The organism is Sphingobium sp. KKT206, assembly GCF_055640555.1.
In genome coordinates, this window is sequence record NZ_CM145765.1 from 723,267 (window position 1) to 746,049 (window position 22,783).

Genomic DNA, 22,783 nt, shown 5'->3' on the forward strand with positions numbered 1-22,783 from the left:
CTTTCCTAAGGTAGGTTGTCATCCCATCGAAATGTCGCCTGTCCGCAATCAATAAAGATATGTGGGAGAGAATGATGATAACGTCCAAACTGATGGTGGCGACGATGCTGTCGGGCCTGCCTGTCGCGATGGCTCAGCCCGCGCGGGGGCAAGTCGCACCACAGGAAGCGGCGCAGGAACAGTTCAGCCGCATTCAGGATATCGTCGTCACCGCGCGGCGGACCGAGGAAAGCCTGCAAACCACCCCGCTGGCCGTCACGGCATTGGGCGATGTCGCGATTCAGCGCGCGCAGATCGTCAGCGTGCAGGACGTGCAGCGTGTCGCGCCCAGCGTCGTCATATCGACCGGCTCTGCCTCGACGTCCGGCTTCGCATTCGTGTCGATCCGCGGCCAGGGCAATCTCCAGCCGCTGATCGCCAACGATCCGGCGGTCGCGACCTATATCGACGGCGTTTATATCGCACGGCCTTCGCAGGGCCTGACCGATCTGCACGATCTCCAGCGTCTCGAAGTGCTGCGTGGTCCGCAGGGCACGCTGTTTGGGCGCAACACGACGGGCGGCGCGATCAACATTCTGTCCAAGGATCCTGTCGATCGGCTGGAAGGCAGCCTGAAGGGCGAAGTCGGCAACTATGCCTATCGGGATGTCGAAGCCGTTTTGAACGTGCCGCTGGCAGAGGGCCTGGCCGCGCGTGTCGTCTATGATTTCCATGATCGCAACGGCTATGGCAACAATGCCCGGCTGAACCGCGACGTGGGCGATCAGAAAAGCTACTTCCTGCGCGGCAAGCTGAAATATGAAAGAGACGGGTTCGACGTTACCCTGAGCGGCGATTACAACAAGATCACGGACATGGGCCAGCTTGCCCAGACCGCCGGGTTCAATCCGCTGTCGTTTCAGGGGCCGTTGGCAGCCTTTGCACCCGGACTGGCCAGCGCGATCCATACGAAGGACAATTGGTACACGACCTATGCAGGTGGGCTTGTGCGGCCCACGACCAACCCGACCTTCGCGACGCTACCTGCCGACATCCAGGCGAGATACAGCCAGTTGCCGTTCGACAGGCTGGTTGCCTATGGCTTTTCCGGTGTCGTCAACATCGACATCGGCGCGCATAAGCTCAAGTCGATCACCGCCTATCGCTATTCGGATTCCGACGGTCTGATCGACCTTGATGGATCGCCATCCCCCGTCCTTGCCGTGTTCGGCGGCGCGCATTCGGAATCCTATTCGCAGGAACTTCAGCTATCCGGCAAGATCACGGACAAACTGAGCTATATTCTGGGCGGCTACGCCTCGCGCGAAACAGGCTTTGAATATTCCCAATCGCAGATTTTCGGCGGGTTGATCCGCAACAGCTTCGGCGACGCGAAGAATACGACCAAGGGTGCCTATGCGCAGCTCTATTATAATCTGACCGACAGCGTGCGTGCAGTGGGCGGCTTTCGCTACACGTGGGACGGGCGGGAGGTTGTCCTGCACAACCAGCAGGTGCTCGGCCTCGCCCCTAACGCGCCCGTCGCGGGCACGCCGTTCGGCGTGAACTGCAATCTGGTCAATCCAGACCAGACGCCCACGGCCACGCAATGCAACCAGACCCAGTCGAAAAATTTCTCCTATCCCGCCTGGAACCTGGGTCTGGACTGGCAGGCGAGCGAGGACATCTTCCTCTACGTGGCCACGCGCGGCGCGGCTAAGGCGGGCGGCTTCAATATACGTGCCGGGTCGCTTCCCGCCTTCTCGCCGGAAAAGGTCAAGGACGTCGAAGGCGGCATCAAGGCGAGCTGGTTCGATAATCGGCTGCGCACCAACGTCGCGCTGTTCCACACCTGGAAAAGCAATGCGCAGGTGATCGTCAATGCCGTTGCACCTGGCGTGGGCGTCACCCAATATACCCAGAATAACGGCGATACCCGCGTCTGGGGGGCTGAGTTTGAGGTCGTGGCGGCACCATGGTCGGGCATGGAGATTTCGGGCAATCTCTCGCTGCTCAATGGCAAATATAAGGCCGGGAGCATTTCCGAAGTGCAGCGGATCACCAGCGCCACGCCGCTGACCGGATGCGCCGCCGCGCCGCCGACCGCCGCTGGCGTTCCGCGTTACGACTGCACGGTTGACCTCAGCGGTCGCGCGCTGACGCAACTTCCCAAGATCCAGTTTAGCATCGGCGCGACGCAGACCATCGCCCTGTCGACTGGCGACCTGATCCTGCACGTCAATTACGCCTATGTCGGCAAGCAGCATTTCAATCCGGTGATAGCTTCGGACGAGCAGACCGCCGCAGTCAAGGCTGCCTATGCCCAGGAAAATGCGTTGGGTGAAACGGCAGGATATGGCCTGCTCAACGGCCGCATCGCCTATCAGCTCAAAGATCCGAATATCGAACTCTATGTCTATGGTCGCAACCTGACGGCGAAGAAATATCTCAGCCGTCGCTTTTCCGATCTCTACCAGACCGGTGGGCTGGGGGTTGCGGTCGACTATGCGGGTGACCCCCGCGTGGTCGGGATTGGTATGCGCTATCGCTTCGGCGGACAGTAAGCGTGCCCGATCGAAACTTGGGCAAGAAAGGCTGCTAGTGATCGACCTTCCCGACAATGTGCCACGCCAACTCGTCATGCCCTTTGCCCTAACGCCTCGTCGGGCGACGACGGTCAATCCCTATACCGACATCATTCCCAGACTGCATGAAGGCCCGCCGATCTTCTACGGCACCGACGTGTTTCCTGGGCGTCAGCCGGGCTGGGTGGTGCGGCGCGCGGAAGACCTGCGGAAAATCTACGCCGATACCGACAGTTTCGGCAAACGCGGCAATACCGGCTTTGCTGCCGGGATCGGCGAAAGCTGGGACATCATCCCGACCGAACTTGACCCGCCGCGACACACCGGCTTTCGCAATGCGCTCAATCCCGTCTTTTCGCCCAAGCGGATGGGCGAACTGGACGGCAAGGTCCGCCTGCGCGCGCGAGAATATATCGACAAGTTCAAAGACCGGGGGGAATGCGATTTCATCCGGGATTTCGCCATCCCTTTCCCGGTGTCGATCTTCCTCGATCTGCTCGACCTGCCGCAGGAGGAGATGCAGCAGTTTCTCGATTGGGAATTTTCCTTGTTGCATACCGACGACATGGAAGACCGCGTCAAGGGCACGCGCGCGGTGAAGGCCTATCTGCTCAACGCCATCGAAGATCGTCGCAAAAAGCCCGGCGACGACCTGATCAGCATCGCGCTCCAACTGGAATATGAGGGGCGCAAATGGACGCCTGAAGAAGTGTTCGGCCATTGCTTCAACCTGTATCTTGGCGGACTAGATACAGTGTCGGCGAATATCGGCCTGCATTTCCAGCATCTGGCGACCCATCCGGCCGATCAGGACGCTCTGCGGCAAAATCCGGCGAGTGCCACCGTAGCCATTGAGGAGTTGCTGCGCGCTTATGCCGCTGTCACGACATTCCGCATCTGCACCAAAGACGTGATGCTGCACGATGTCACGATCCGCGCGGGTGACCGGGTTGCGATGTCGACCCCATTGGGATCGAACGATCCCGAAGCGTTCGAGGCCCCGACGCAAATTCGCTTCGATCGCCGCCCTTCGCATCTGACCTTCGGCTATGGCCCACATCGCTGCCTCGGCGCACATCTCGCCCGGCGCGAGCTACAGATCGCTATGCAGGAAATGCTTAACACCCTGCCCGCTTTTACAGTGCAACCGGGGTTCGATGTGCCCTTCTATCTCAGTAACATCATCCATGTGGAATCGCTTCCACTGGTCTGGGCCAGATAGAGGTATGGCGCGCTCAGCGATAGCGTCTTTGCAACCAGCGATAGCAAAGGCGGTCGTGCCCCGGCGGCGGCTGCGCTAGTTTGCGCCGGAGCACCACAGGCGATCCGTGGATCGACACAGAAGGTGCCCAAGGGGAGAGATAGCTATGAAATCCGTCAAATTCCAGGTGCTTGCCACCAGCGCACTGACCCTGATCGCGACCGCCGTACCGGCCTTGGCACAGCAGCCTGCCGACCAGCCTTCGGTAAATAGCGGACTACAGGATATCGTCGTGACCGCCCGCCGCCGCGAGGAATCGCTTCAATCGGTGCCGGTATCGATCACCGCTATCTCTGCCGAGATGCTGGAGCAGAAATCGGTCCAGGATCTGAGCGACGTCGCCACCCTCACCCCCGGCTTCCGTTTCTCGCAGGAGGGCGGCAAGAACCAGCCGACGCTGTCGTTGCGAGGCCTTGGCCAATTGCCGATCGGCGAAGGCGTGCCCGCAATCGTCGCCTATTTCAACGATGTGCCGCTCTCCAAAGAGGGTGGCAATATCCCGACTTTCGACCTGGCCAATATTCAGGTGCTGAAAGGGCCGCAGGGCACATTGTTCGGGCGCAACACCATCGGCGGCGCGGTGCTGGTCAATTCGAAAAAGCCGACCTTCGATACCGAAGGCTATATCCAGGCCGGCTATGGGAATTTCGATTATAAGGAATTGGAGGGCGCGCTCAACGTGCCGTTGGCCAAAGATGTGGCGGCGCTTCGCATTGCTGCGCAGTATCGCAACCGTGACGGCCGGACGAAGAACCTCACACCCGGCAATCCCGACCTGGACGACACCAACCAGTTGAGCTTTCGCGCGTCATTGCTGCTCCAGCCTACCGAGAATCTGACTAACACGCTGGTCTTCGACTATTTCCGGGCGCGAGAAAAGCCCGCTGCTGAGGTTCCCTATCGCTATAATGCCGGTGTGCTGTCGGGTATATTGGTCGGCGGCTTCGGCTTCGCGCCCGCCGATGCGGCCGTCTATGAAGCAGATCTTGCCAGCCTGTTCGCGCAGCAACAGGCCAACGGTCCGTACAAGGTCACGAACGAATTGGTGAACGACGGTAGCAGCCTGAAAGTCGCAGCCGATCGCCGCATCTGGGGCATCACAAATACCACCAGCCTGGAATTGGGCGACGTCACTATCCGCAACATTTTCGGCTATCGCGACGTCTATAATTATCAGTTCGTCAATACCCAGGGCACCCGCCAGTTGATTGGCCCACAGGGACGGCTCGTCATCTATCACACTGGTGCCGAAGCGAATAAATCCTTCCTGACCGACGAGTTTCAGGTGCTGGGCGACATGGGCCGCCTCAATTGGATTGCGGGTGCCTTCTACAGCAAGGACAAGCCCACCGGCACCAACGTCAATTTCCCGCAGCAGTTCAGCTTCATCGACCTTTACGGCCCGGCGGTGAATTACAGCACGTCGCATTATACCAACAGCAGCTTCGCCCTGTTCGCGCAGCTGGGGTTCAAGATCACCGACAAGCTGACCGCCAACGCAGGCGCGCGCTACACCTGGGACAAGGTCAAGGCGTGCGCAGGCAACAGCCTCGCAGGGGCGCTCAGCCAGCAGCAATGCGCCGATCAGGCAGCGCTTGGCTTGCCCGACGGCACCGGCATCGTGAAGAATAAGGGCGACTATGCCACCTGGACCGTGGGGCTGGATTATCAGGCGACCGACGACCTGTTCCTCTATGTCACGTCCCGGCGCGGCATTCGCGGCGTCAACGTCAACACGCCGCTGTTCGAAACACCTTTCACCACCGGCGGAGTTGGCGCGTGTCTTGGCGGCGCGACTTGCCCGGACTTGCGGCCCTATCAGAAGGTGAAGCAGGAACAGGTCACCGACGTCGAACTGGGCATGAAACTCAACTGGCGCGCGGGCGCTATGAAAGGCCGCTTCAACGTATCGGCGTTCCAGACGAACTATAAGGACGCGCTGCAATTCTTTAACGTCCGCCCGCTCGGTATTCCGCCGACGGCACCCGATCAGCCGACCCGGACCTCTCTCGCCATCAACGCATCCGACGCGACCGTGCGCGGCATAGAGGCCGAACTCGTGATCGAACCTGCGCCTTGGCTGACGTTCAGCTTTGGCGGTGCCTATGTCGATCAGAAGGTCGATGACGTAAAGCCGTTCGGCCCACTGACGCTGACCAAGAATGAAGTCACGCTCCCCACCCCCAAATTCTCGGGGACAGCCGCATTACGCGCCGTGCTGCCGATCCGTCCGATGGATGGGGAACTCGCCTTCAACGCGGACCTGTATCACACGTCGGCCTATGACGCGCAGTTTGGTGAGCAACTGCCCGGCTATGATGTCGTCAACAGCCGCCTGGAACTGAGCAACATTGGCGGGCGCGGCATCAGCATCGCGGCCTATGTCCGCAACCTGTTCGACAAGCAATATCCGATCGGCCCGGCCGTGCTGCTCAGTTCCTTTCCGGCCAGCACCGTCTATTATGGCGATCCGCGGACCTACGGCCTCCAACTCACCTATCGATTTGGCAGCTAGGACAGCATGACGATGACCCACGATGGCGTACAGCACCGCACCTGCCCCCTGTGCGAGGGGATGTGCGGGGTTACCGTGACCGTGGAGGGCGGACGGGCGGCGACCGTCCGCCCCAACAAGCAGGATCGTTGGAGCCTGGGCCATATCTGCCCCAAAGGCACGACGCTCGGCGCGCTCCATCATGATCCCGACCGGCTTCGCACGCCCATGATCCGCTACGGGAGCGAGTGGAAAAGCGCCTCGTGGGAGGCCGCGTTCGATCGTCTGGAGACATTGGTCGCAGGGCTGCGCGAGCGCCACGGCCCCCATGCGTTCGCGGCTTATGGTGGCAATATGGCGGGCAAGGACGCCACGCTGTCGCGCTATTCGGGTCTGATGCTGGCAACGTCGGGCATTAAACAGGTCTATTCGTCTGGCACGGTCGATCAGCACCCCAAGAATCTGTCGGCCATGCTGATGTTCGGCAATGAATGGAAAATACCCATTCCAGACCTCGATCATACCGACTTGTTCGTCATCTTCGGCGGCAATCCGGCCGCGTCGAAGGGCAGCATCTTTTCCCATCGCGATGTGATGGGTGCGATGCGGGATCTGCGCGCGCGCGGCGGGCGCGTCATCGTGATCGATCCCGTCCGCACCCAGACGGCAAGGTCGGCCGACCAGTGGATCGGCCTGAAGCCCGGCAGCGACGCGGCCTTCATGCTCGGCATCGCCCATGTCCTCTTCGCCCGCGACGCTGTGCGGTTGCGGCACCTCGACGGCCTGGTTAACGGGCTGGAGACGCTGCGGGAGATCGTCACCGGGTTCAGCCCCCAATGGGTCGCCCATCATTGCGGCATCGATGCCATCGTCATCGAAAACCTGGCCGACGAACTGATCCGCACCGAACGATCCGCCATCTATGGCCGCATCGGCACCTGTACTCAGACATTCGGCACGCTGGCGTCCTGGATGATCGACGTGCTGGCGATACTGACGGGCAATCTGGACCGGCAGGGCGGCAGCATGTGGAGCCGCCCCGTCGCTCCGCTGGTCGACATGCTGGCGACGCTGCCCGCCGACATGCCGGTCGTCATGGGCAAGAGCCGGGTGCGCGGCGTCCCCGCCGTGCTGGGCCAATTCCCTGCCTCCTGCATGGCCGAGGAAATTGCTACGCCGGGACCAGGCCAGATCAAGGGGCTGCTGACTTTCGCCGCTAATCCGGCGCTCAGCGCCCCGGATTCAGGTAAGCTCGCCCAGGCGCTACCGCTGCTGGAATGCATGGTCAGCTTGGACAATTATCTCAACGAAACGACCCGCCACGCCCATGTTATCCTGCCCAGCCCATCTTTCTTGGAAAGCGCGCATTATGACATGTGGTCCTGGATTTTCTGCCTCACTAGCGGCGGCCATTATTCGCCACCAGTCTTTCCAGTTACCGATCGCCCGGACCATTGGCGCGTCGTCGCCCGCGTCGGCGCGATCATCGGTGGCCAGCCGGGTGCCGATATCGACGCTATGGACGATGGCTATTTCCGCGCACTCGCTACCGGACGCGGGATCGATCCTACCATGGCGATCGCGGCGCTGCCCGACCGTGGACCGGATCGCATCCTCGATCTGGCGATCCGCACCGGCCCGTTCGGCGATCGCTTCGGCACGGTAGGCAACGGCCTGACGCTCGATAGTTTCCGCGATCAGCCTAACGGCCTGATCGTCGCGCCCGCTATCCCCCGCGCGCATGAGGGGTTCGAAACCGCATCCGGCAAGATCGACCTCACGCCCGCCCTCATCCTGTCCGACCTTCCCCGGCTGGAGCGGGCCTTGGTCGCCAATGATCCCTCGCTCGTCCTCGTCAGTCGCCGTCATCTCCGCTCGCTCAACAGTTGGATGCACAACATCGATACGCTGGTGAAGGGCAAGGATCGCTGCACCCTGCAAATGCACAGCGTCGATGCCGCCACCCATGGACTAGCCAACGGCGATCTGGTCGCGCTGACCTCTGCATCGGGTGAAATCCATGTACCGCTGGAGATTGACGACGACATCCGCCCCGGCGTGGTGTCGATGCCGCACGGCTGGGGGCATCGCGATCCACAGACCCAAATCGCGATCGCCCAGGCGCACGCCGGGGCCAACACCAATATCCTCAGCCCCGGCACGATGGTCGACGTCATTTCGGGCAATGCCGTGCTGAACGGCATCCCGGTTCAGGTCCGCAAGGCTGATCGTCAACCCCGCGAAACAATTGGAGCAACTGCGTGAACAAGATAATGGGTTCCTTGTCCGGCGTGATCGGTTTCGCCCTGATCGCATTCGGCGTCTACGCCCTGGTCGCAACGACCGCCATTACCGACATGACCGCGCTGCAACCCAGGGGGGTGGCAGGCCTCAACGAAGCCCGCGCGATTTACGCTGGCTCCTTCTGGGCCATGGGGGGGATTATCCTCTACGGCCTTGCAACCCCGCGTTTTCGGCAACCCCTGTTACTCGCCGTTGGCGTGATCTTTGCAGGCTTCGTGGCCGCACGAATCATTTCGATCGCGATGGATGGCTATGCGCCGATCCTTGCAGCGTCAATCGGATCGGAAGTCGTCGCGGCTCTCATCCTGATCGCCGCGAGCCGGACCGCGCACGTATCCTCAGTCTGACAGCGCCGCCTGGCCGCCCACCGCGACATCGTGCGGATAGGGCGCGCCGGGCAGTCGGGCGGCCGCGAAAAACTCCACCGCCTGTGCTGCTTCCACCAGCCCCAGCGCCACGCGATACAGCCGCGCTTCAGCCGATGGCAGAGTGTCCGATCCGAACCCATCGAGATGCGCCATCATATCGGCAAGCCGAGGCGCGGTAGCATCGTAAAACTGCTTCAGTGCATCGAACGGCATGTCCTGCCGCGCGCGATAGCGGCTTTCCATCGTCTCCAGTCCGATCCACAAATGGGCGAATTGTTCCAGATCGGCGAAGGCCGCGGGCAGGTTGGCACTCATGCCGCGCTCCTCATGTTCGCCTGCGCTCCGTTCAAAACGGATCGGATCACCGCCGCGCGGTGTCGGGGAAGCATTTCCGCCTCGCCATAATAGAAGCTCTCGGTCGCGCCGGACGCCAGCCCCTTTTGCTGCCGTGCCATGACCATGAAATCCTCCATCCCCGAATCCCGCGCGAATGTGGTTGCCTGGGCGATCGCCAAGCGTTCGCTGGCCGTAACGGGGGCATGATAATAATAATGCGCAGTCCAGCGGTGGCTCTGCGCCGTCAGCGGCCAATGCTGCTGCGTGAACCAGCCGCCTGCACCGGGATGGATCATGAAATTGGGGAATATCGCCAGCGACGCAGGCGTTTCTGCGCTCGGATAGCCCTCACCCGCTACACGTCCGGCTAACGCCCCCATCGTCTGCACCGCAAAGGACTGGACGAGCCGCTCGGCGCGCGGTCGCCAGCCCGGATTGCCCTGCGACCAGCCTGCGGCGTGCGGCCCGGCAAAGGCCATCTTGCGAAATTCGGAAAAAGGGTTGGCAGGCGTCACCGATATTTCGCGGATCGTCAGCGCATGGACGGTGCCGACATGATAGCCCTCATATTGCGGGTCGAGCCCCGCCTTCCAGTTGGCTGAGACTTCATATGAAAGGCTGTCCCGGTGGGTGAAGGGGACCAGCGTGGTCGTCTCCAGCAGCGGCGCGATGCCACCCAGAAACGCCCGGAGAGAAAAGGCGGGCTGCGGATCGAGATTGATGAAAACGAACCCGGCAAACACGTCTATCTCGATCGGCACCAACCCCAGATCATCCGCATCCAGCGAAGGAAAACACCGCTGGTTGGGAATGGCCTTCAAGCTGCCATCCAGGCGGAAGGTCCAGCTATGATAGGGGCAGCGAAATGCCTCCGCCTTGCCGCAAGGGCCATCGGCGACGGACATCCCGCGATGGCGACAGACATTGTGGAAGGCGCGCAGCACATCGTCCTTGCCCCGCACGATCAGCACAGACACGCCGCAAATCTCGACATCGCGCACAACATAATCGCCCGGTTCCGGCAGATCCTCCGCGCGCACCATATAAAGCCAGCATCGTCGATATATCGCGTCGCGCTCGGCCGCATGCTGGGCCACGCTCCAGAAGCTGTCCGCCGCTACACGACCATCGCGCAGGATCGCGGCGTCCGGCATCATCATCCCATGTCCCAGATCAAAACCGCCTTCCGGCGTCGCCGACAGTATATTGGTCATGCAACTGGCTCCCGCAGTCCCGCCTTGCCCGCTAGTCTATAGTCGCCGCCTCGGTCGATGCTCTGCCTGAACGCGGGACGGCCATGCAGCCTGTCCAGCCAAGTCACGATATGGGTATAGGCGTCGATCGGCATCAGCGTTTGCGCGATTTCCGGGATGAAGCTCATCTGGATATCGGCAGCAGAAAAATCTTCGCCGAGGAGAAAGGGGCCGTCGGCCAACGCATCGTCGAGATAGGCCAGCGCCTTCGCCAGTTCGACATTGGCTGCCTCATCGATCGGGCTGCCATCCAGACCGAAGGCGCGGGCATAGACCTTTATCATGATCGGGTTCATGCCGGACGACACCGCATAATAGAGCCATTGCCGATACCGTTCATGCGCATCCGTACCGGGCACTGGCGCCAATCGACCATCGCCATGCCGCTCGATGATATGCTCCGTAATCGCGCCCGATTCGATGACGATCCGTCCCTCATCCTCGATCATCGGCGATTTGCCGACTGGATGCAGCGCCTTGAGCGCGGGTGGCGCCATCATCGTTACCTGATGCCGCTGATAGGGCACCAGATCATAGGGCAGGCCTAGTTCTTCGAGCAGCCATATCGTCTTCTGAGCGCGGGAATCGTTGAGGTGATGCACAGTCAGCATTGTGGGTGACTTTCAATCTGGAGAAGGAGCCGATCAGCACCGCGTCCGATACTCGACCGGCGTCATGCCCGTCGTCTTGCGAAAGGCGGCCGTAAACGCCGCTGCGCTGGCAAAGCCGCAGGAATAGGCGACTTGCTTGACCATCAATTTCTGGTCGTCGAGCAGCGCCTTCGCGCGGTTCAGGCGCTCCCGCGCGATGTAATGGCGCAGCGTAACGCCCGTGGCGCGCTTCACCAGCGGTGACAAGGCACGCGACGTCACGCCACAATGTTGTGCCAGATCGACCACCGTAGGCAATTTGCCGCTTTCATGCAGAACCTGCCGCAACATCGTCATCTGGCCTGGCGAAAGGGCGCCGTCGCACTCCTGCGGCACCGGTTGCCCCAGCGTCGCACGGCGTATCTCACCGCAAATGGCGAACAGCAGCGACCGGACCATGAACCCGCTGTCGAGGCCCGGCGTGACGACCTCGTCAGCGATACGGGTCAGGCCGGCCTGAAGGAAAGGGCTGTCGAGATTGAACTGATGGTCCCCGTCGAGACTGGAGAGGAACGACAGCAATTCGGGATAGTCGGCCAGTAATTCGGTCCGAAAGCTGCAGGATATGGTCCGAAGGCGGCCGCTGTTCCAGCGCGTCCGCACCGCCTGCCCTGGCGGCAAGAGGATGACGGCATGAGACGTCACGAAGTTGCGCCCCGGACGTGCGCATTCGATATCATCCTCCCGGTACATTAGCCATTCCAGGAAGAATTGATCCGACAGGATTGTTGCTTCGCCAGGCTGCGACCATCGGACATTGTCGACCCGCACCGAATAATCCGGGTCCACAAGCGCGCCTTCCAGCATTCCGGTATAGAGCATTTCACCCCTGAAAGCCTGCTCCTGCTCCATGCGCCTATCCTCTTTCTAGATATGGGTGGCCGAATCGTGCGCCATGACAGTCGTCGAAGGCGGATCGGAAAAAGCCAGCCGATCGATAGGGCCGGGCGCTCTATCCACGATGGGTCCAGGGTAGCCACGCAGCAATTGCAGCGCGCGCATCGTCCGGCGATGGAACAGGCCGATCAGATCGGCTTCCTTATCTGGCCCGGCGGCCAGCACATATTGTTCCAGCGTCGCCTCGGCCGCTGCCGCGCTTGCGAAACTTTGGCCCAGCAACTGCTCTGCCTCCGATCGATCGCGGCGCGCAATCTCGTGGCCGATGGCGTCGCGGCGCTGTACATAGCGGGCGAGCGACAAGGCTGGAGGTTCGCGCAATCGTCCGCGCGCCGCTGGCAGATCGGTACAACTCGCGACCAAATTATCATAAATGATGTCGGTCGCTTTTTCGACGGTTACAAGATCGGCGACAGGTGTCAGATCGACGCTGCGCACCTGCGCCAATGTTTCCAAAGCAGCGCGCCTACAGCCAAGATCCCAGGACAGATATTCGACATAGGCAGGCAATTGGCGCTGCGTGCGGAGTGCCGACTCCATCCGCATCGGCACAGCAAGGAAAGACGCGATGGTGTGAAAATCGAGCGCCACCCAGTCGATCGGGTTACCGCTTTCCACGACATAGCGCTGCAACAACGACGTCAGATCGCCGATCGGTTCGTTGATGTCGCGCACCCTAATCGATGCTAGGTCCGCCATGGGGTCGCCTAAATGCGCCAGTTCCAGATCATAAATATGGGTGATCCTGTCCCCATCATGAAAAAACTGCGGCGCGTCGGCGATCAGCAGCGCCGTTTCCGTGCGATGCAGCGGAAGATTGCCCAGCACCCATTTACGTAGAAAGGCGATCAATGGATCGGGACCATCGCGATGGCTTTGATACTGTTGATCCGCATCATCAAAATAGGCGAGCGCAATGGCTTGCGGGCTTTGCGGTTGTGGCAATCCGATCCCTGCGGCCTTTACTGTATCGATCCGGTGAACGGACGCCATGATCGCCATATAATCGCTGACCAGCCGATGCAGGTTTGCGTCGCGGTCGGCGCCGCCCGCGAAAGCCGTCGCGTCGATGCGCTCCATGGCAATCGCCGCGGGGTTGTCGCACCAGCCATGGATATGCGGTACGGCGATGCCCTCGTCCGCCAACAACCGCAAGACATCATGTTCTACGCGCAACGGCTGCGTTTCCGGGCCCGCACCGCGATCGCCGCGAATATGGATATGGATTACGCCCTCCGGCGTGCGGACCGATACGTTCCACGCCGGGCGCCATCCCGGCAGGATATCCATGGCGACAATATCGCCCATCGTCGCTTCGATCCAGCGCTGGATATTTTGCTCAGCTATCAAGTTCGGCTGGTCGGTCACCAGGCATCCTCATGCATGTTCGTCACACCGCAACGTGGATGCAATCTTTATGTGAACAGCGTTATCCTAATAGGGTAACGCTGTTCATTCAAGCGAATTTATCGGGGGGCAATGCGCCGTGATTACGCTATTCAGCACCCGACATCAGACAGGAAGGCGCGCAATGGAGAGAAATGCTAAGGGCCATCAAGATATTCTAGTCGCTGGCACCACGGCATCACCTAGTCGGGCGCGCAGCGCAGAGGCTAAGGATCATGTGCGGCAAGCATTGATTGACGCGGGACGTCATCTGCTGCTGGCCAAGCCCTCAGGACCGATATCGCTCCGTGGAATTGCCCGTCATGCCGGCTATTCCTCCGGTGTCGTGTATCGGTATTTTGCGGATCGCGATTCACTGTTTCTCGCGATCCGTGACAGCGAATTGGCCAATTTCGCTGATAGGCTAGAGATGGAATTCGCCACATATGACGACGCGGAAAAGCGCCTGATCGCCGTTGCCGATCGGGCCTTCGATTTTTCACGCGACCAGATCGCCGCCTTCGGCATGAATAGCTTGTTCCTGTTCTGGTTCGACACCGCTGGCACGCAGAATGGCGCTCCCATTCGTGATACTGCACCCGCGGCAGCGCGCATCCATGCCTTTTTCGAACAGGCGGTCAGCTCCGTAATGGCACCCAGTTCGCACCAGAATTCGAACATTCAATCGGCAGTAGGTGCCCTGATGGCGTCTATATCAGGGGCCGTACTTTTACCGCGGGGAAGCGATCATGATGATTTCCCAGATGGCTGTATCATACTGCGTGATATCGTCGAAGCATTGATCTGCCGTTGGCAGGCTACGTGGGAGCCGACACATTAATAATTGACGGATGCCGGGCGACCTTGAGGCGCAGATCGAGGCCTTCGTTGAGCACTACAACCATCAGAGGTATCAAGAGAGCCTGAGCAACGTGACGTCCGCCGACGCCTACTTCGGCCGGGGGTCCAGCCATCATAAAGCAGCGCGAAAGGTTCAAGCGGCAGACCATCGAGCATCGGCGTTTGCAACACCGCAAGCTCGCCGCCTAAACCTACCCCCACACGAGGCCACCACTCCGCTAATTTATGCCGCGAAGTGTGCTGAATGTTCTGACGACCGAAAACGTCAAATCATTCTTCATCCTGGCGAAGCCCGCCTTGATATGCACCGCCAAGGCCGCATCGCTGAGCAGACGGTGCGGCTGGTTTGGGCCAATATCGGTGGCTTGCAGCAATCGGTGATGACGATAACCGCTAGCGCTGACCTGCAAAACACGGCACTGCACCACGATCGGCCAGGTGCCACGACGTTGCTCGATCAAGGCATACCTCACCGCGACTTCCTTGCGAATCTACCGCTGTTTTTTAGAATGTGGCTCTCCATGCGCACTCGCACCAGCGCGGCTTCCAGCCGTGCGATCTCCATCTGTTCAAGGCTCACGGCTTTAATGTGAACATCAAGAAGGCGACCGGTAGCCTCCGCCTTTACTCCGTCCTTCGTTTGATACCCCTTCCCTGATCTGTTCATACCAGCCAGGGGAAACGTTAGGCAGGGACAAGCTCACGAAACAAAACCGTTACAAGTCGACTATAATTCGTAGTTCAACGCCAGCTTCCACATTTGCACTGCTGTTTCTGGCGTCAGGTGCCGGTTGAAGTCGCCATTCTGATCGCGATTCGGTAATTGTTCATGTCGATGCCGCTAGATCTCAAATAGCGATGAGAATGGGAGACAGGCGCTCTCTCTCGAAGATGCTGGTGATCTCTGCGGTTGTGGCGTGGTTACGAACCCCTCGACGCTGCCCTCTGCATTGACGAGCGGGGGGCGCGTCGCTAAGCTCGATCTGTCACACTACCTGTGCTATCAACCGCGCTGTTTCGTGATCCTCGAACGCCGTGGTCAGGCGAAAATGGTTCATGACAGTGATCTCCCAGCCATAATTGACCACTGGCGTCGTCAGCCAGCCGATATAGACGCCCCACATCAGGCAGCGGCCAAACTCGGTAAAACTCTCCTCGAACGAGGGGCAATCGGCCACGCCCTCGACCGCCAGCCTATCGAGATAGAAGCGGACCAGATCCTGTTCATGGGCGCGGCGATCCTCCACCGACAGCGCCGTCGTCACAAGATAGCTGACATCATGCATATGATGGCCGCGACAGGTGAGTTGCCAGTCGAGCAGCCCACCCGACCCATCGGGCAATATATAGCTGTTACCGATATGCATGTCGCCCTCGACCAGCGTTTGCGGCAGGCTCTGCTGGTGCCGGTGCAGCGCCAAGGTGCCGTTGCGTAGGGCAGGGCCGGTCGTGCGCAGTCGCTGCACCATTTCGCGCTTGAATGACACCGTGTCGATCTCATGCTGGATCAGCGGCTCGGCCCCCACCATCATCAGTTCCGCCACCTTGCCCTCGACATGGCTGCCCGCCCAGGCCAGATCGCCGCCGGGCCGCAGGCGGGGGCTTTCCCAGAAGCGGGCGTGCAGCTTTGCCTGCTGCGACAGGATGGATCGCACATTGTCGAGCGTTACCGGCGACAGGACGCTGGGGAAGGTCGCGCCGCGCAGGGTCAGGTCTTCCAGCACGATGGCAAAGTCGCTCGATACCGCATCGAAGCCCGCGCCGAAACTGCGCGGCGTCTCCAGGTCCAGTTCGGGACGGACGCGGTTGTAGAAATTGACTTCATTTTCGTAGAAGGGCGCCAATATCTTGTCGACGCCGCGCGCAACCTTCACGACCAGGCGGGTAGGCAGGTCCTCCGGACTGCCCGGCCCATAACGGACATTGACGATCACGCGCCCCGCCGTGGACACGAACTGCTCGCCATAGGTCTTGGCCTCCACCATATCGACATGAGTGACGGTCACGCCCGGCACGGCCTGCGCCATCAGCCTGGTCAGATAGGCGGGCGTGATGTCCGCCGCCGATGTCGGGTGCGCCAGTGGGTCGGCCATACAAAGCTATCCTTTTCTGCTATATTATCTCGGCGGGGCTAACCGGCCATGATCCCGCCATCGACCGCCCAGCAGGCGCCATGCACCCGGCGCGCGCGGTCGGACGCCAGGAACAGCAGCGGTTCCACTACATCCTCCGGAGGACAGGGCGGTCGCATCCCGGTGTAACGGGCCAGCAATCGGGGATCGGCGAAGTCGGGAAATGCCATGCCCTGCAACATTTCCGTTCGCATCGGGCCGGGGGCCAGCACGTTGATCCGGACCGGGATGTCCATCATCTCCATCGCCAGCGACAGGGTCAGGCCGACAAGGCCAAATTTGGACGCTGTATAGGGCGCCAGATAGGCCTGGCCCATGAAGCCCGCGGTGGACGCGACGCTGATGATATTGCCATGGCTTTCGATCAGGTGCGGCATCGCCGCCTGCATCAGGAAGAAGGGGCCGGACAGGTTGGACGCGATGGTGCGATGCCATTGTGCGGCGGTGACGTCCGGCAATTGGTGGAACATCACATCGGCGGCGATATTGCACAGCACGTCAAGCCGCCCGAACGCCGCGATGGCCGCTGCGATCGAAGCGGCGCAATCATCGGCATCGCCCAGGTCGAAGGGTAGCTCCACGCTACGGCCGCCCGCTTCCCCGATCAACCGCGCCGTTTCCGCCAGCTTGTACGCGCTGCGCCCCAGCAGGCATAGTGTTGCCCCCTCGCGCGCGAACGCCAGGCTGGCGGCCCGACCCAATCCCGATCCCGCCCCGGTGACGAGGACCACCTTGCCGGTAAATTCCATCACCAGCGTCGCCGCCATTGCGCCCCGCGCCTGCGCCGACGGAGGGCTTCGTCGCGCTGCTCTGGCGTCACCACCGGCGTATCGCTGGGCAGGTGCGCGCGTATCTCTGCCGCCGGCACGATTTTCAGCACCGGCTCCGGCCCCGAACTCGCGCCGGTCCAGCGCAGCATCAGCGATCCCTCCAGCCACCCGGCCGGGTCCAGCCAGTTGGGCACGCCGGGATCGTCGATCGCGATCACGGCGCGAAAGCGGCCGTCACTATCCAGAACGGCCTGGCCGCCATTCAGGCTGCTCTGATGGTTGATCCAGTCGATCGTGTTCCACAGCGGATCGTTCAGCTGCACATTCCAATAGCGGACCTGATCGGGCATCGCGGTGTCGATAATCATCGCTTGCCCCGCTTCCAGCCGGAAAATGCCCTGATAATAATGCTGCCCGGCCACGCCGCCGCGTCCGGCCCAGTCGTCATATTCAAGGCTGTTAATGAAGCCTTGCGCCCGCTGTCGCTGGCCATAGCCCAGCGCGAAACCGGCATAGCGTTCGACGAAGGCGGACAACCGATCGAGCCGATGCACGATCTCGGCCGCAGGCATGGGCGCGCCGCCCACGGGCCGGTCGACCCGCTCGATGGCGATCCGCAATTCCCGGCCCACGCCCCAGTTATAATAAGCATGGCGCAGGCCGATGGTGACGGCACGTGGATCGAGCGGGAACCAGTCGCCCGTATGACCGTCCGGCCGTTCGCCACTGACCAATATGTCGAACGCCCCGCCCGGCCCCAATGTGCAGGCATCCAGGTCGATCATGCCGACCGATGGACCCAGTTGCTCCATCGGTCCCAGCCCGCCTGCGACCAGATCAATGAAGATGAACACCCCGTCGCCACGCTGGCCCGACAGCCGGTAAATACCGCTACCATCAATCCGCGCCGCGCCATAGATGAAGTCGGGATTGACCCCGACGGTGTTCAGCACATTGCTGACCGACGGCACGAAATCGGGCTGATCGGCGTCGGCGAACGCGGTCTGGTAGCCGGTGGCGAGCGCCGCAAAGAGCAGGCGATGCGCCTCCGCCCGCGCCTGCGGGTCTGCGGGGTCCGTCAACCTGTCCAATACGCTGTCCGCGCTGGCCATCGTCTCCAGCCAGCCGCGCCAGGCAGACGGTTCAGATGTAGGCACGATATGTCTCTATATATTCGGCGAACCGGTCGCTGACCTGATCGGTGGTCAGGCCGTAATCGGCCAGCGTATAGCTGCGCGCGCCATGTTTGCCCGCCGGATTGTCGTGCAGCCAGCTAAGGATGCCCGCTTCCGATTCCGGCGTGAAGTCCCAGCCGAAATGGTCGTAGGCGGCGCGGATGGTGGCGACCGGATCGGCGACCAGATCCTTGTAGCGCATGTCGTGGATCGGCAGCTCGGGATGCGCTTTGCGATAGTCCATGCTGCACTTCACCCCGTCCCACCAGAGTTGCAGAAACTCGGCCCCCAGCGCGTGCAGGTCGAGATTATCGTAGGATGGCCCGCGAATGACGCTGATAAGCTGGGATATGGAGGCGATAACGGTAGTAGGGTCGCGATGCGGTTGAATGAATATCGCGTCGGGATAGACGCTGCGCAACGCAGGCAGCTTGTACATATGCTCCTGAATCTTGAGCACCCAATGTTTGCCCGGATGGCGCCAGCCCAGATGCTGGAGCCACATTTTGTGCACCTCGTAGCGGAAGGTTGCGTCGATCCCCTTGAACCAGTCGTAGAAGCGCGGGAGATGCTGGAACATGCAGGGATTGCTGCTCTGGAACGACGTGGTCATGAACGACCCGCATTCCTGCGGTATTTTGGCACCGAGCGGATGGGCCTTGAGCAATTCGTCGGCATCCGCGCCCAATTGCGCGCGCAGATGCGCGTCGAAGCGGGCGATGCGCGGGTCTGTATTGGCTGTCGCGGCCTCTGGCGGGGGCGAGGGTTCGGCCACTTCCCACATCAGTGGAGTGCGGACCTGCGGGTCGCCGTCCATCAACGCATGGAGGAAACTGGTGCCGCAACGGGGCAGGCCCAGGATGAACAGTGGTTGTCTGATCTCCACCTCGGCAATTTCGGGGTAGCGCGCGCGATCGTCGGCTATCGCTTTCAGGCGCGACAGATCATCGTTGACGATATGCAGGGCGCGGGCATGGCCATTGGCGTTGAGATCGCGGTCCTCCGCCATCGACGCCAGCAACATCGTCAGGCCGGGCCTGACATTGTCGCGCAGATAGTCGGGCAGGGGATAGCGGTCCAGAAGCGTATCGGCGTCGGGGAAATCATGGGCGCTGCTGATCGTTGCCATGGCTTATATCCCCAACGGATAGAATATCGACTTCTGATTCTGATATTCATGCAGCCAATCGGGACCATATTCGCGCCCGACACCCGATCGCTTATAGCCGCCGATCGGCGCATAGCTCATGCGCCCGGTGCCGCCGTTCAGCATGACGCTGCCCGACCGGATTTGCAGGGCCATTTCGTATCCCTTGGCCGCATCCGCCGTTTCGACGCCGCCATTCAGCCCATAGCGGCTATCATTGGCGATGCGGACTGCTTCCTCGTCGGTGTCGAAGCCGATGATGCAGCCGACCGGGCCGAACACCTCTTCCTGGGCAATAGTCATGCTGTTGTCGACATCGTCGAAAATCGTGATGTCGGTGAAGAAACCCTTGTCCAGACCCGCAGGCCGCCCGCCGCCATGGACGATCTTCGCGCCTTCATCGCGGCCGATGGCGATCAGATTTTCGACCTTGCTCCGCTGCGATTCGCGGATCAACGGCCCCATCGCCACACTCGGATCGGCAGGATCTCCGATCTTGAACTGGCTGGCGACGGCGCAGGCGGTTTCGACGAACGCCTTTCGGATACTGTTATGGACGACCAGGCGGGTAAGGAGCGCGCAGCCTTGGCCCGCATTGACCGACAGCACGGCGACTGCCATCGCCGCCGCCCGCGCGACATCGGCATCGTGCCGCAGGATCAGCGCTGACTTGCCACCCAGTTCCAGATGGACGCGCTTCAGCGTCGGGGCCGCCTGCGCCATGATCGCCGCGCCGACGCCTTCGGACCCGGTGAAGCTGACCAGGTCGACGCGCGGGTCGCTGGTCAGCATCGTACCAACCTCCGGCCCGCCGGTGATGACGTTCAGCACACCCTTGGGCAGGCCGATCTCGTCGGCGATCTCGCCGAACAGCAACGCGGAAAAGGGGGTGAAGGGAGACGGCTTGAGCACCAGCGTATTGCCCGCCAGCAGCGCCGGCACGATCTTGGCCAGGTTGATGAGGAAGGGGAAGTTATAGCCGGTAATGCCTGCGACCACGCCGACCGGCTCGCGAACGACCGTCGTGCCGCCCATTTTGCGGGGGCCATCGGGGTCGAAGGGATTAGGGGTGATGTCGATCGGCAGGCGGACACTATCGTCGCGCGTTGAATGTTCCAGCGCAGCGAGAAGATGGTCGAGCGGATTGGCGACCTGCATCCCGTGGGTCACGCCCTGCGCGCAACCGACCTCCGCCACGATCAGCGCGACGATCTGCGGCCGCCGCGCGTCCAGCGCCGCGTGCATCCGGCGCAGATAGGTTGCGCGCTCGGCCATCGCCATGCGCGGCCACACGCCATGGTCGAACGCCTCGCGGGCCGCCGCGATCGCTGCTTCCGCCGCCGCCGCATTGCCCACAGGCGCGTGGCCGATCACCGCTTCGGTCGCCGGATTGATGATAGCGTCGCGCTCCGCGCCTGCGGCAACCCAGGCGCCGTCGATGTAGAGTTTGTCGATCGTTGTGAAGGGGATGGTCATGGGTGGATATCCTGTCCGGGCCGCAGGATCATCTCCGCGGCGTTGAGGGCGATGGCCATCGCTGGCGCATTGGTGTTGCCCGACACAATAGTCGGCATGATGGAGGTATCGACCACGCGGAGGCCGGTGACGCCGCGCACGCGCAACTGCGGGTCGAGTACGGCGTCTTCGTCCGCGCCCATCCGGCAGGTGCCGCAGATGTGGAATGTCGTGCCGCCAAGGCTGATGGCATTGGCCAGTATGTCCTCGTCCGTCTCGATGCCCACGGTTTTGCCGGTTTCCGCGACGATCCAGTCCTTGAGCGCGGGTTGCGTGGCCAGATCGCGTAGCCAGCGGAACAGGGCGACGAAGTGCCGCCGGTCGGCATCGGTGGCCAGGTGATTGGCGTCGATAACGGGCGGCGCATCGGGATCAGCGGCGCTGATCCGCACCTGCCCCTGGCTGTCGGGCCGCAGATAATAGGCGATGACGGTCATGCCGGGATAGGGGTCCAGCACCACCGCGCCCTTCGCATCGGTATGAAAGGAATAGAGCCCCAGGCCGATCTGGGCATCGGGCCGGTCGGGCGACGCCTGCGTCTTGATGAAGCCGCCCACTTCATGCGCGCCGTGGGTCAGCGCCCCTTTCGAGCCGAAGAAGTATCGGAGCACCGACGCGATCAGACCTAGGCCAGACAGTTTCTGGTTCAGGCTGTTGCCGCGCACCTTGTAGGTAAAGCTCAGATAGCGATGTTCACGCAAATTGGCGCCGACGCCGGGCGCGTCGACCACGACCGGAATGGCCAGCGATTCGAGCAGGGCGCGGGGGCCAATGCCCGACAGTTGCAATAATTTGGGGCTCTGGATGGCCCCCGCCGACAGGATGATTTCGCGCCGTACCGCGACTTCGTGCAGGCCATTTTTGTCACGCAGCAGGATGCCGCTGGCCCGCTGCCCGTCGAACAGGATGCGCTGCACGTCGGTATCGGTCACCACGGTCAGGTTCGCGCGTCCCCGCACCGGTTTCAGGAAAGCGCGCGAAGCGGAAAAGCGCTTGCCGCGATAGGTGGATATCGGCTGATAGCCCATGCCACCCTGCGTGACCGCAGGGATGTCGTTCATGTCGTCCACCCGATGCGTCCCGGCCTGCTCGGCCGCGTTTAGGAACGCTTCGCACAACGGATCGCCGGACGGATGGATGCTCACCTTGAGCGGGCCGCCGGTCCCGCGCCACGCCTTGGTGCCCAGCGCATGATCCTCCAGCGCGACGAAATGGCGGCCCATCGTCTGCCAGCCCCAGCCGGTGCAGCCCGCCGCTTCCCACGCGTCGTAATCGGCCGGCGCACCGCGCACATAGACCATGCCGTTGACCGAACTCGATCCGCCGACCGTGCGCCCCTTCAGCCAGCTTTCCTGCGGCGCATTGCCGCCCGGCGACACGGCATAGTCCCACACATGGGGATTGCCCGGCGCCAGCAATTTGCCGATGCCGCGCGGCATGGCGATCAGCGGGCTGTTGTCGTCCGGGCCAGCTTCCACCAGCAATACCTTGACCGCCGGGTCGACCGACAACCGGTTCGCCAGGACGCAGCCGGACGACCCGGCGCCGATGATGATATAGTCGTAGCCATTCTGGTTCATGCCGTTCGAGTTCCTCGCCATAGCCGCTAAAGACCATAGACGTGGCCTTAGTCCCACCTGTCGGGTGATAGGTGGACGGTCGGCGCGCTC

At 61.7% G+C, this 22,783-nt stretch carries 18 protein-coding genes and 1 pseudogene; 7 read left to right on the forward strand and 12 right to left on the reverse strand.

Features of this window, described 5'->3' with window-relative positions; translation table 11 throughout:
- The first annotated feature begins 74 nt into the window (after positions 1-74).
- From ACZ2HM_RS21425 to ACZ2HM_RS21445, 5 genes are all read left to right on the forward strand, one after another.
- On the forward strand, positions 75-2,543 hold the full coding sequence (locus ACZ2HM_RS21425) for a TonB-dependent receptor (protein WP_470426985.1): 2,469 nt from the start codon (positions 75-77) through the stop codon (positions 2,541-2,543).
- Between the two features lie 37 nt (positions 2,544-2,580).
- Positions 2,581-3,786 carry a cytochrome P450 gene (locus ACZ2HM_RS21430; protein WP_470426986.1) on the forward strand — a complete coding sequence of 402 codons (1,206 nt, stop codon included), beginning with the start codon at positions 2,581-2,583 and terminating at the stop codon, positions 3,784-3,786.
- A 145-nt stretch (positions 3,787-3,931) separates the two neighbouring features.
- Positions 3,932-6,340, forward strand: coding sequence for a TonB-dependent receptor (locus ACZ2HM_RS21435; protein WP_470426987.1), 2,409 nt, complete (start codon positions 3,932-3,934; stop codon positions 6,338-6,340).
- A gap of 6 nt (positions 6,341-6,346) precedes the next feature.
- A complete protein-coding gene (locus ACZ2HM_RS21440; RefSeq protein WP_470426988.1) occupies positions 6,347-8,584 on the forward strand; it encodes a molybdopterin-dependent oxidoreductase in 2,238 nt (745 codons plus the stop codon).
- A complete protein-coding gene (locus ACZ2HM_RS21445; RefSeq protein ID WP_129927597.1) occupies positions 8,581-8,970 on the forward strand; it encodes a DUF4345 family protein in 390 nt (129 codons plus the stop codon). The genes ACZ2HM_RS21440 and ACZ2HM_RS21445 overlap by 4 nt, the downstream gene beginning before the upstream one ends.
- On the opposite strand, the gene ACZ2HM_RS21450 is transcribed toward ACZ2HM_RS21445, so the two are convergent.
- From ACZ2HM_RS21450 to ACZ2HM_RS21470, 5 genes are read right to left on the reverse strand one after another with little or no spacing between them, the layout of a single operon-like run.
- On the reverse strand, positions 8,962-9,306 hold the full coding sequence (locus ACZ2HM_RS21450; protein WP_463266128.1) for a hypothetical protein: 345 nt from the start codon (positions 9,304-9,306) through the stop codon (positions 8,962-8,964). The genes ACZ2HM_RS21445 and ACZ2HM_RS21450 overlap by 9 nt on opposite strands.
- Entirely contained in the window at positions 9,303-10,541 is a 1,239-nt protein-coding gene (locus ACZ2HM_RS21455) for an aromatic ring-hydroxylating oxygenase subunit alpha (protein WP_463266127.1), read from the reverse strand. Before ACZ2HM_RS21455 ends, ACZ2HM_RS21450 begins: the two co-directional genes overlap by 4 nt.
- Positions 10,538-11,191, reverse strand: a complete 654-nt coding sequence (locus tag ACZ2HM_RS21460) for a glutathione S-transferase family protein (RefSeq protein WP_463266125.1) — start codon at positions 11,189-11,191, stop codon at positions 10,538-10,540. The genes ACZ2HM_RS21455 and ACZ2HM_RS21460 overlap by 4 nt, the downstream gene beginning before the upstream one ends.
- Before the next feature lie 33 nt (positions 11,192-11,224).
- Positions 11,225-12,082, reverse strand: a complete 858-nt coding sequence (locus tag ACZ2HM_RS21465) for a helix-turn-helix transcriptional regulator (protein ID WP_463266124.1) — start codon at positions 12,080-12,082, stop codon at positions 11,225-11,227.
- Between the two features lie 15 nt (positions 12,083-12,097).
- Positions 12,098-13,495: a phosphotransferase gene (locus tag ACZ2HM_RS21470; RefSeq protein ID WP_463266123.1), complete on the reverse strand. Its 1,398-nt coding sequence runs from the start codon at positions 13,493-13,495 to the stop codon at positions 12,098-12,100.
- Positions 13,496-13,658: 163 nt separating this feature from the next.
- Between ACZ2HM_RS21470 and ACZ2HM_RS21475 the strand changes: the two genes are divergently transcribed.
- Both ACZ2HM_RS21475 and ACZ2HM_RS21480 read left to right on the forward strand, forming a co-directional pair.
- On the forward strand, positions 13,659-14,354 hold the full coding sequence (locus ACZ2HM_RS21475; protein WP_129927603.1) for a TetR/AcrR family transcriptional regulator: 696 nt from the start codon (positions 13,659-13,661) through the stop codon (positions 14,352-14,354).
- 10 nt (positions 14,355-14,364) lie between these two features.
- Positions 14,365-14,563: pseudogene (locus ACZ2HM_RS21480) on the forward strand (integrase core domain-containing protein); the annotation flags it as partial.
- A gap of 29 nt (positions 14,564-14,592) precedes the next feature.
- On the opposite strand, the gene ACZ2HM_RS21485 reads toward ACZ2HM_RS21480, so the two are convergent.
- The 7 genes from ACZ2HM_RS21485 to ACZ2HM_RS21515 form a co-directional block, all read right to left on the reverse strand.
- Positions 14,593-14,835, reverse strand: coding sequence for a hypothetical protein (locus ACZ2HM_RS21485; RefSeq protein ID WP_129927604.1), 243 nt, complete (start codon positions 14,833-14,835; stop codon positions 14,593-14,595).
- A gap of 525 nt (positions 14,836-15,360) precedes the next feature.
- Positions 15,361-16,467, reverse strand: a complete 1,107-nt coding sequence (locus ACZ2HM_RS21490) for a phosphotransferase (RefSeq protein ID WP_043150293.1) — start codon at positions 16,465-16,467, stop codon at positions 15,361-15,363.
- A gap of 38 nt (positions 16,468-16,505) precedes the next feature.
- Positions 16,506-17,273 (reverse strand): SDR family NAD(P)-dependent oxidoreductase, encoded by a 768-nt coding sequence (locus tag ACZ2HM_RS21495; protein ID WP_235209610.1) that lies wholly within the window; start codon positions 17,271-17,273, stop codon positions 16,506-16,508.
- Positions 17,255-18,433 carry a hypothetical protein gene (locus ACZ2HM_RS21500; RefSeq protein ID WP_235209609.1) on the reverse strand — a complete coding sequence of 393 codons (1,179 nt, stop codon included), beginning with the start codon at positions 18,431-18,433 and terminating at the stop codon, positions 17,255-17,257. Before ACZ2HM_RS21500 ends, ACZ2HM_RS21495 begins: the two co-directional genes overlap by 19 nt.
- Positions 18,420-19,580, reverse strand: a complete 1,161-nt coding sequence (locus ACZ2HM_RS21505; protein ID WP_043150291.1) for a sulfotransferase family protein — start codon at positions 19,578-19,580, stop codon at positions 18,420-18,422. Before ACZ2HM_RS21505 ends, ACZ2HM_RS21500 begins: the two co-directional genes overlap by 14 nt.
- Positions 19,581-19,583: 3 nt before the next feature.
- Positions 19,584-21,074 carry an aldehyde dehydrogenase family protein gene (locus ACZ2HM_RS21510; RefSeq protein ID WP_043150290.1) on the reverse strand — a complete coding sequence of 497 codons (1,491 nt, stop codon included), beginning with the start codon at positions 21,072-21,074 and terminating at the stop codon, positions 19,584-19,586.
- On the reverse strand, positions 21,071-22,693 hold the full coding sequence (locus tag ACZ2HM_RS21515) for a GMC family oxidoreductase (protein WP_043150289.1): 1,623 nt from the start codon (positions 22,691-22,693) through the stop codon (positions 21,071-21,073). The genes ACZ2HM_RS21510 and ACZ2HM_RS21515 overlap by 4 nt, the downstream gene beginning before the upstream one ends.
- Positions 22,694-22,783 lie beyond the last annotated feature (90 nt).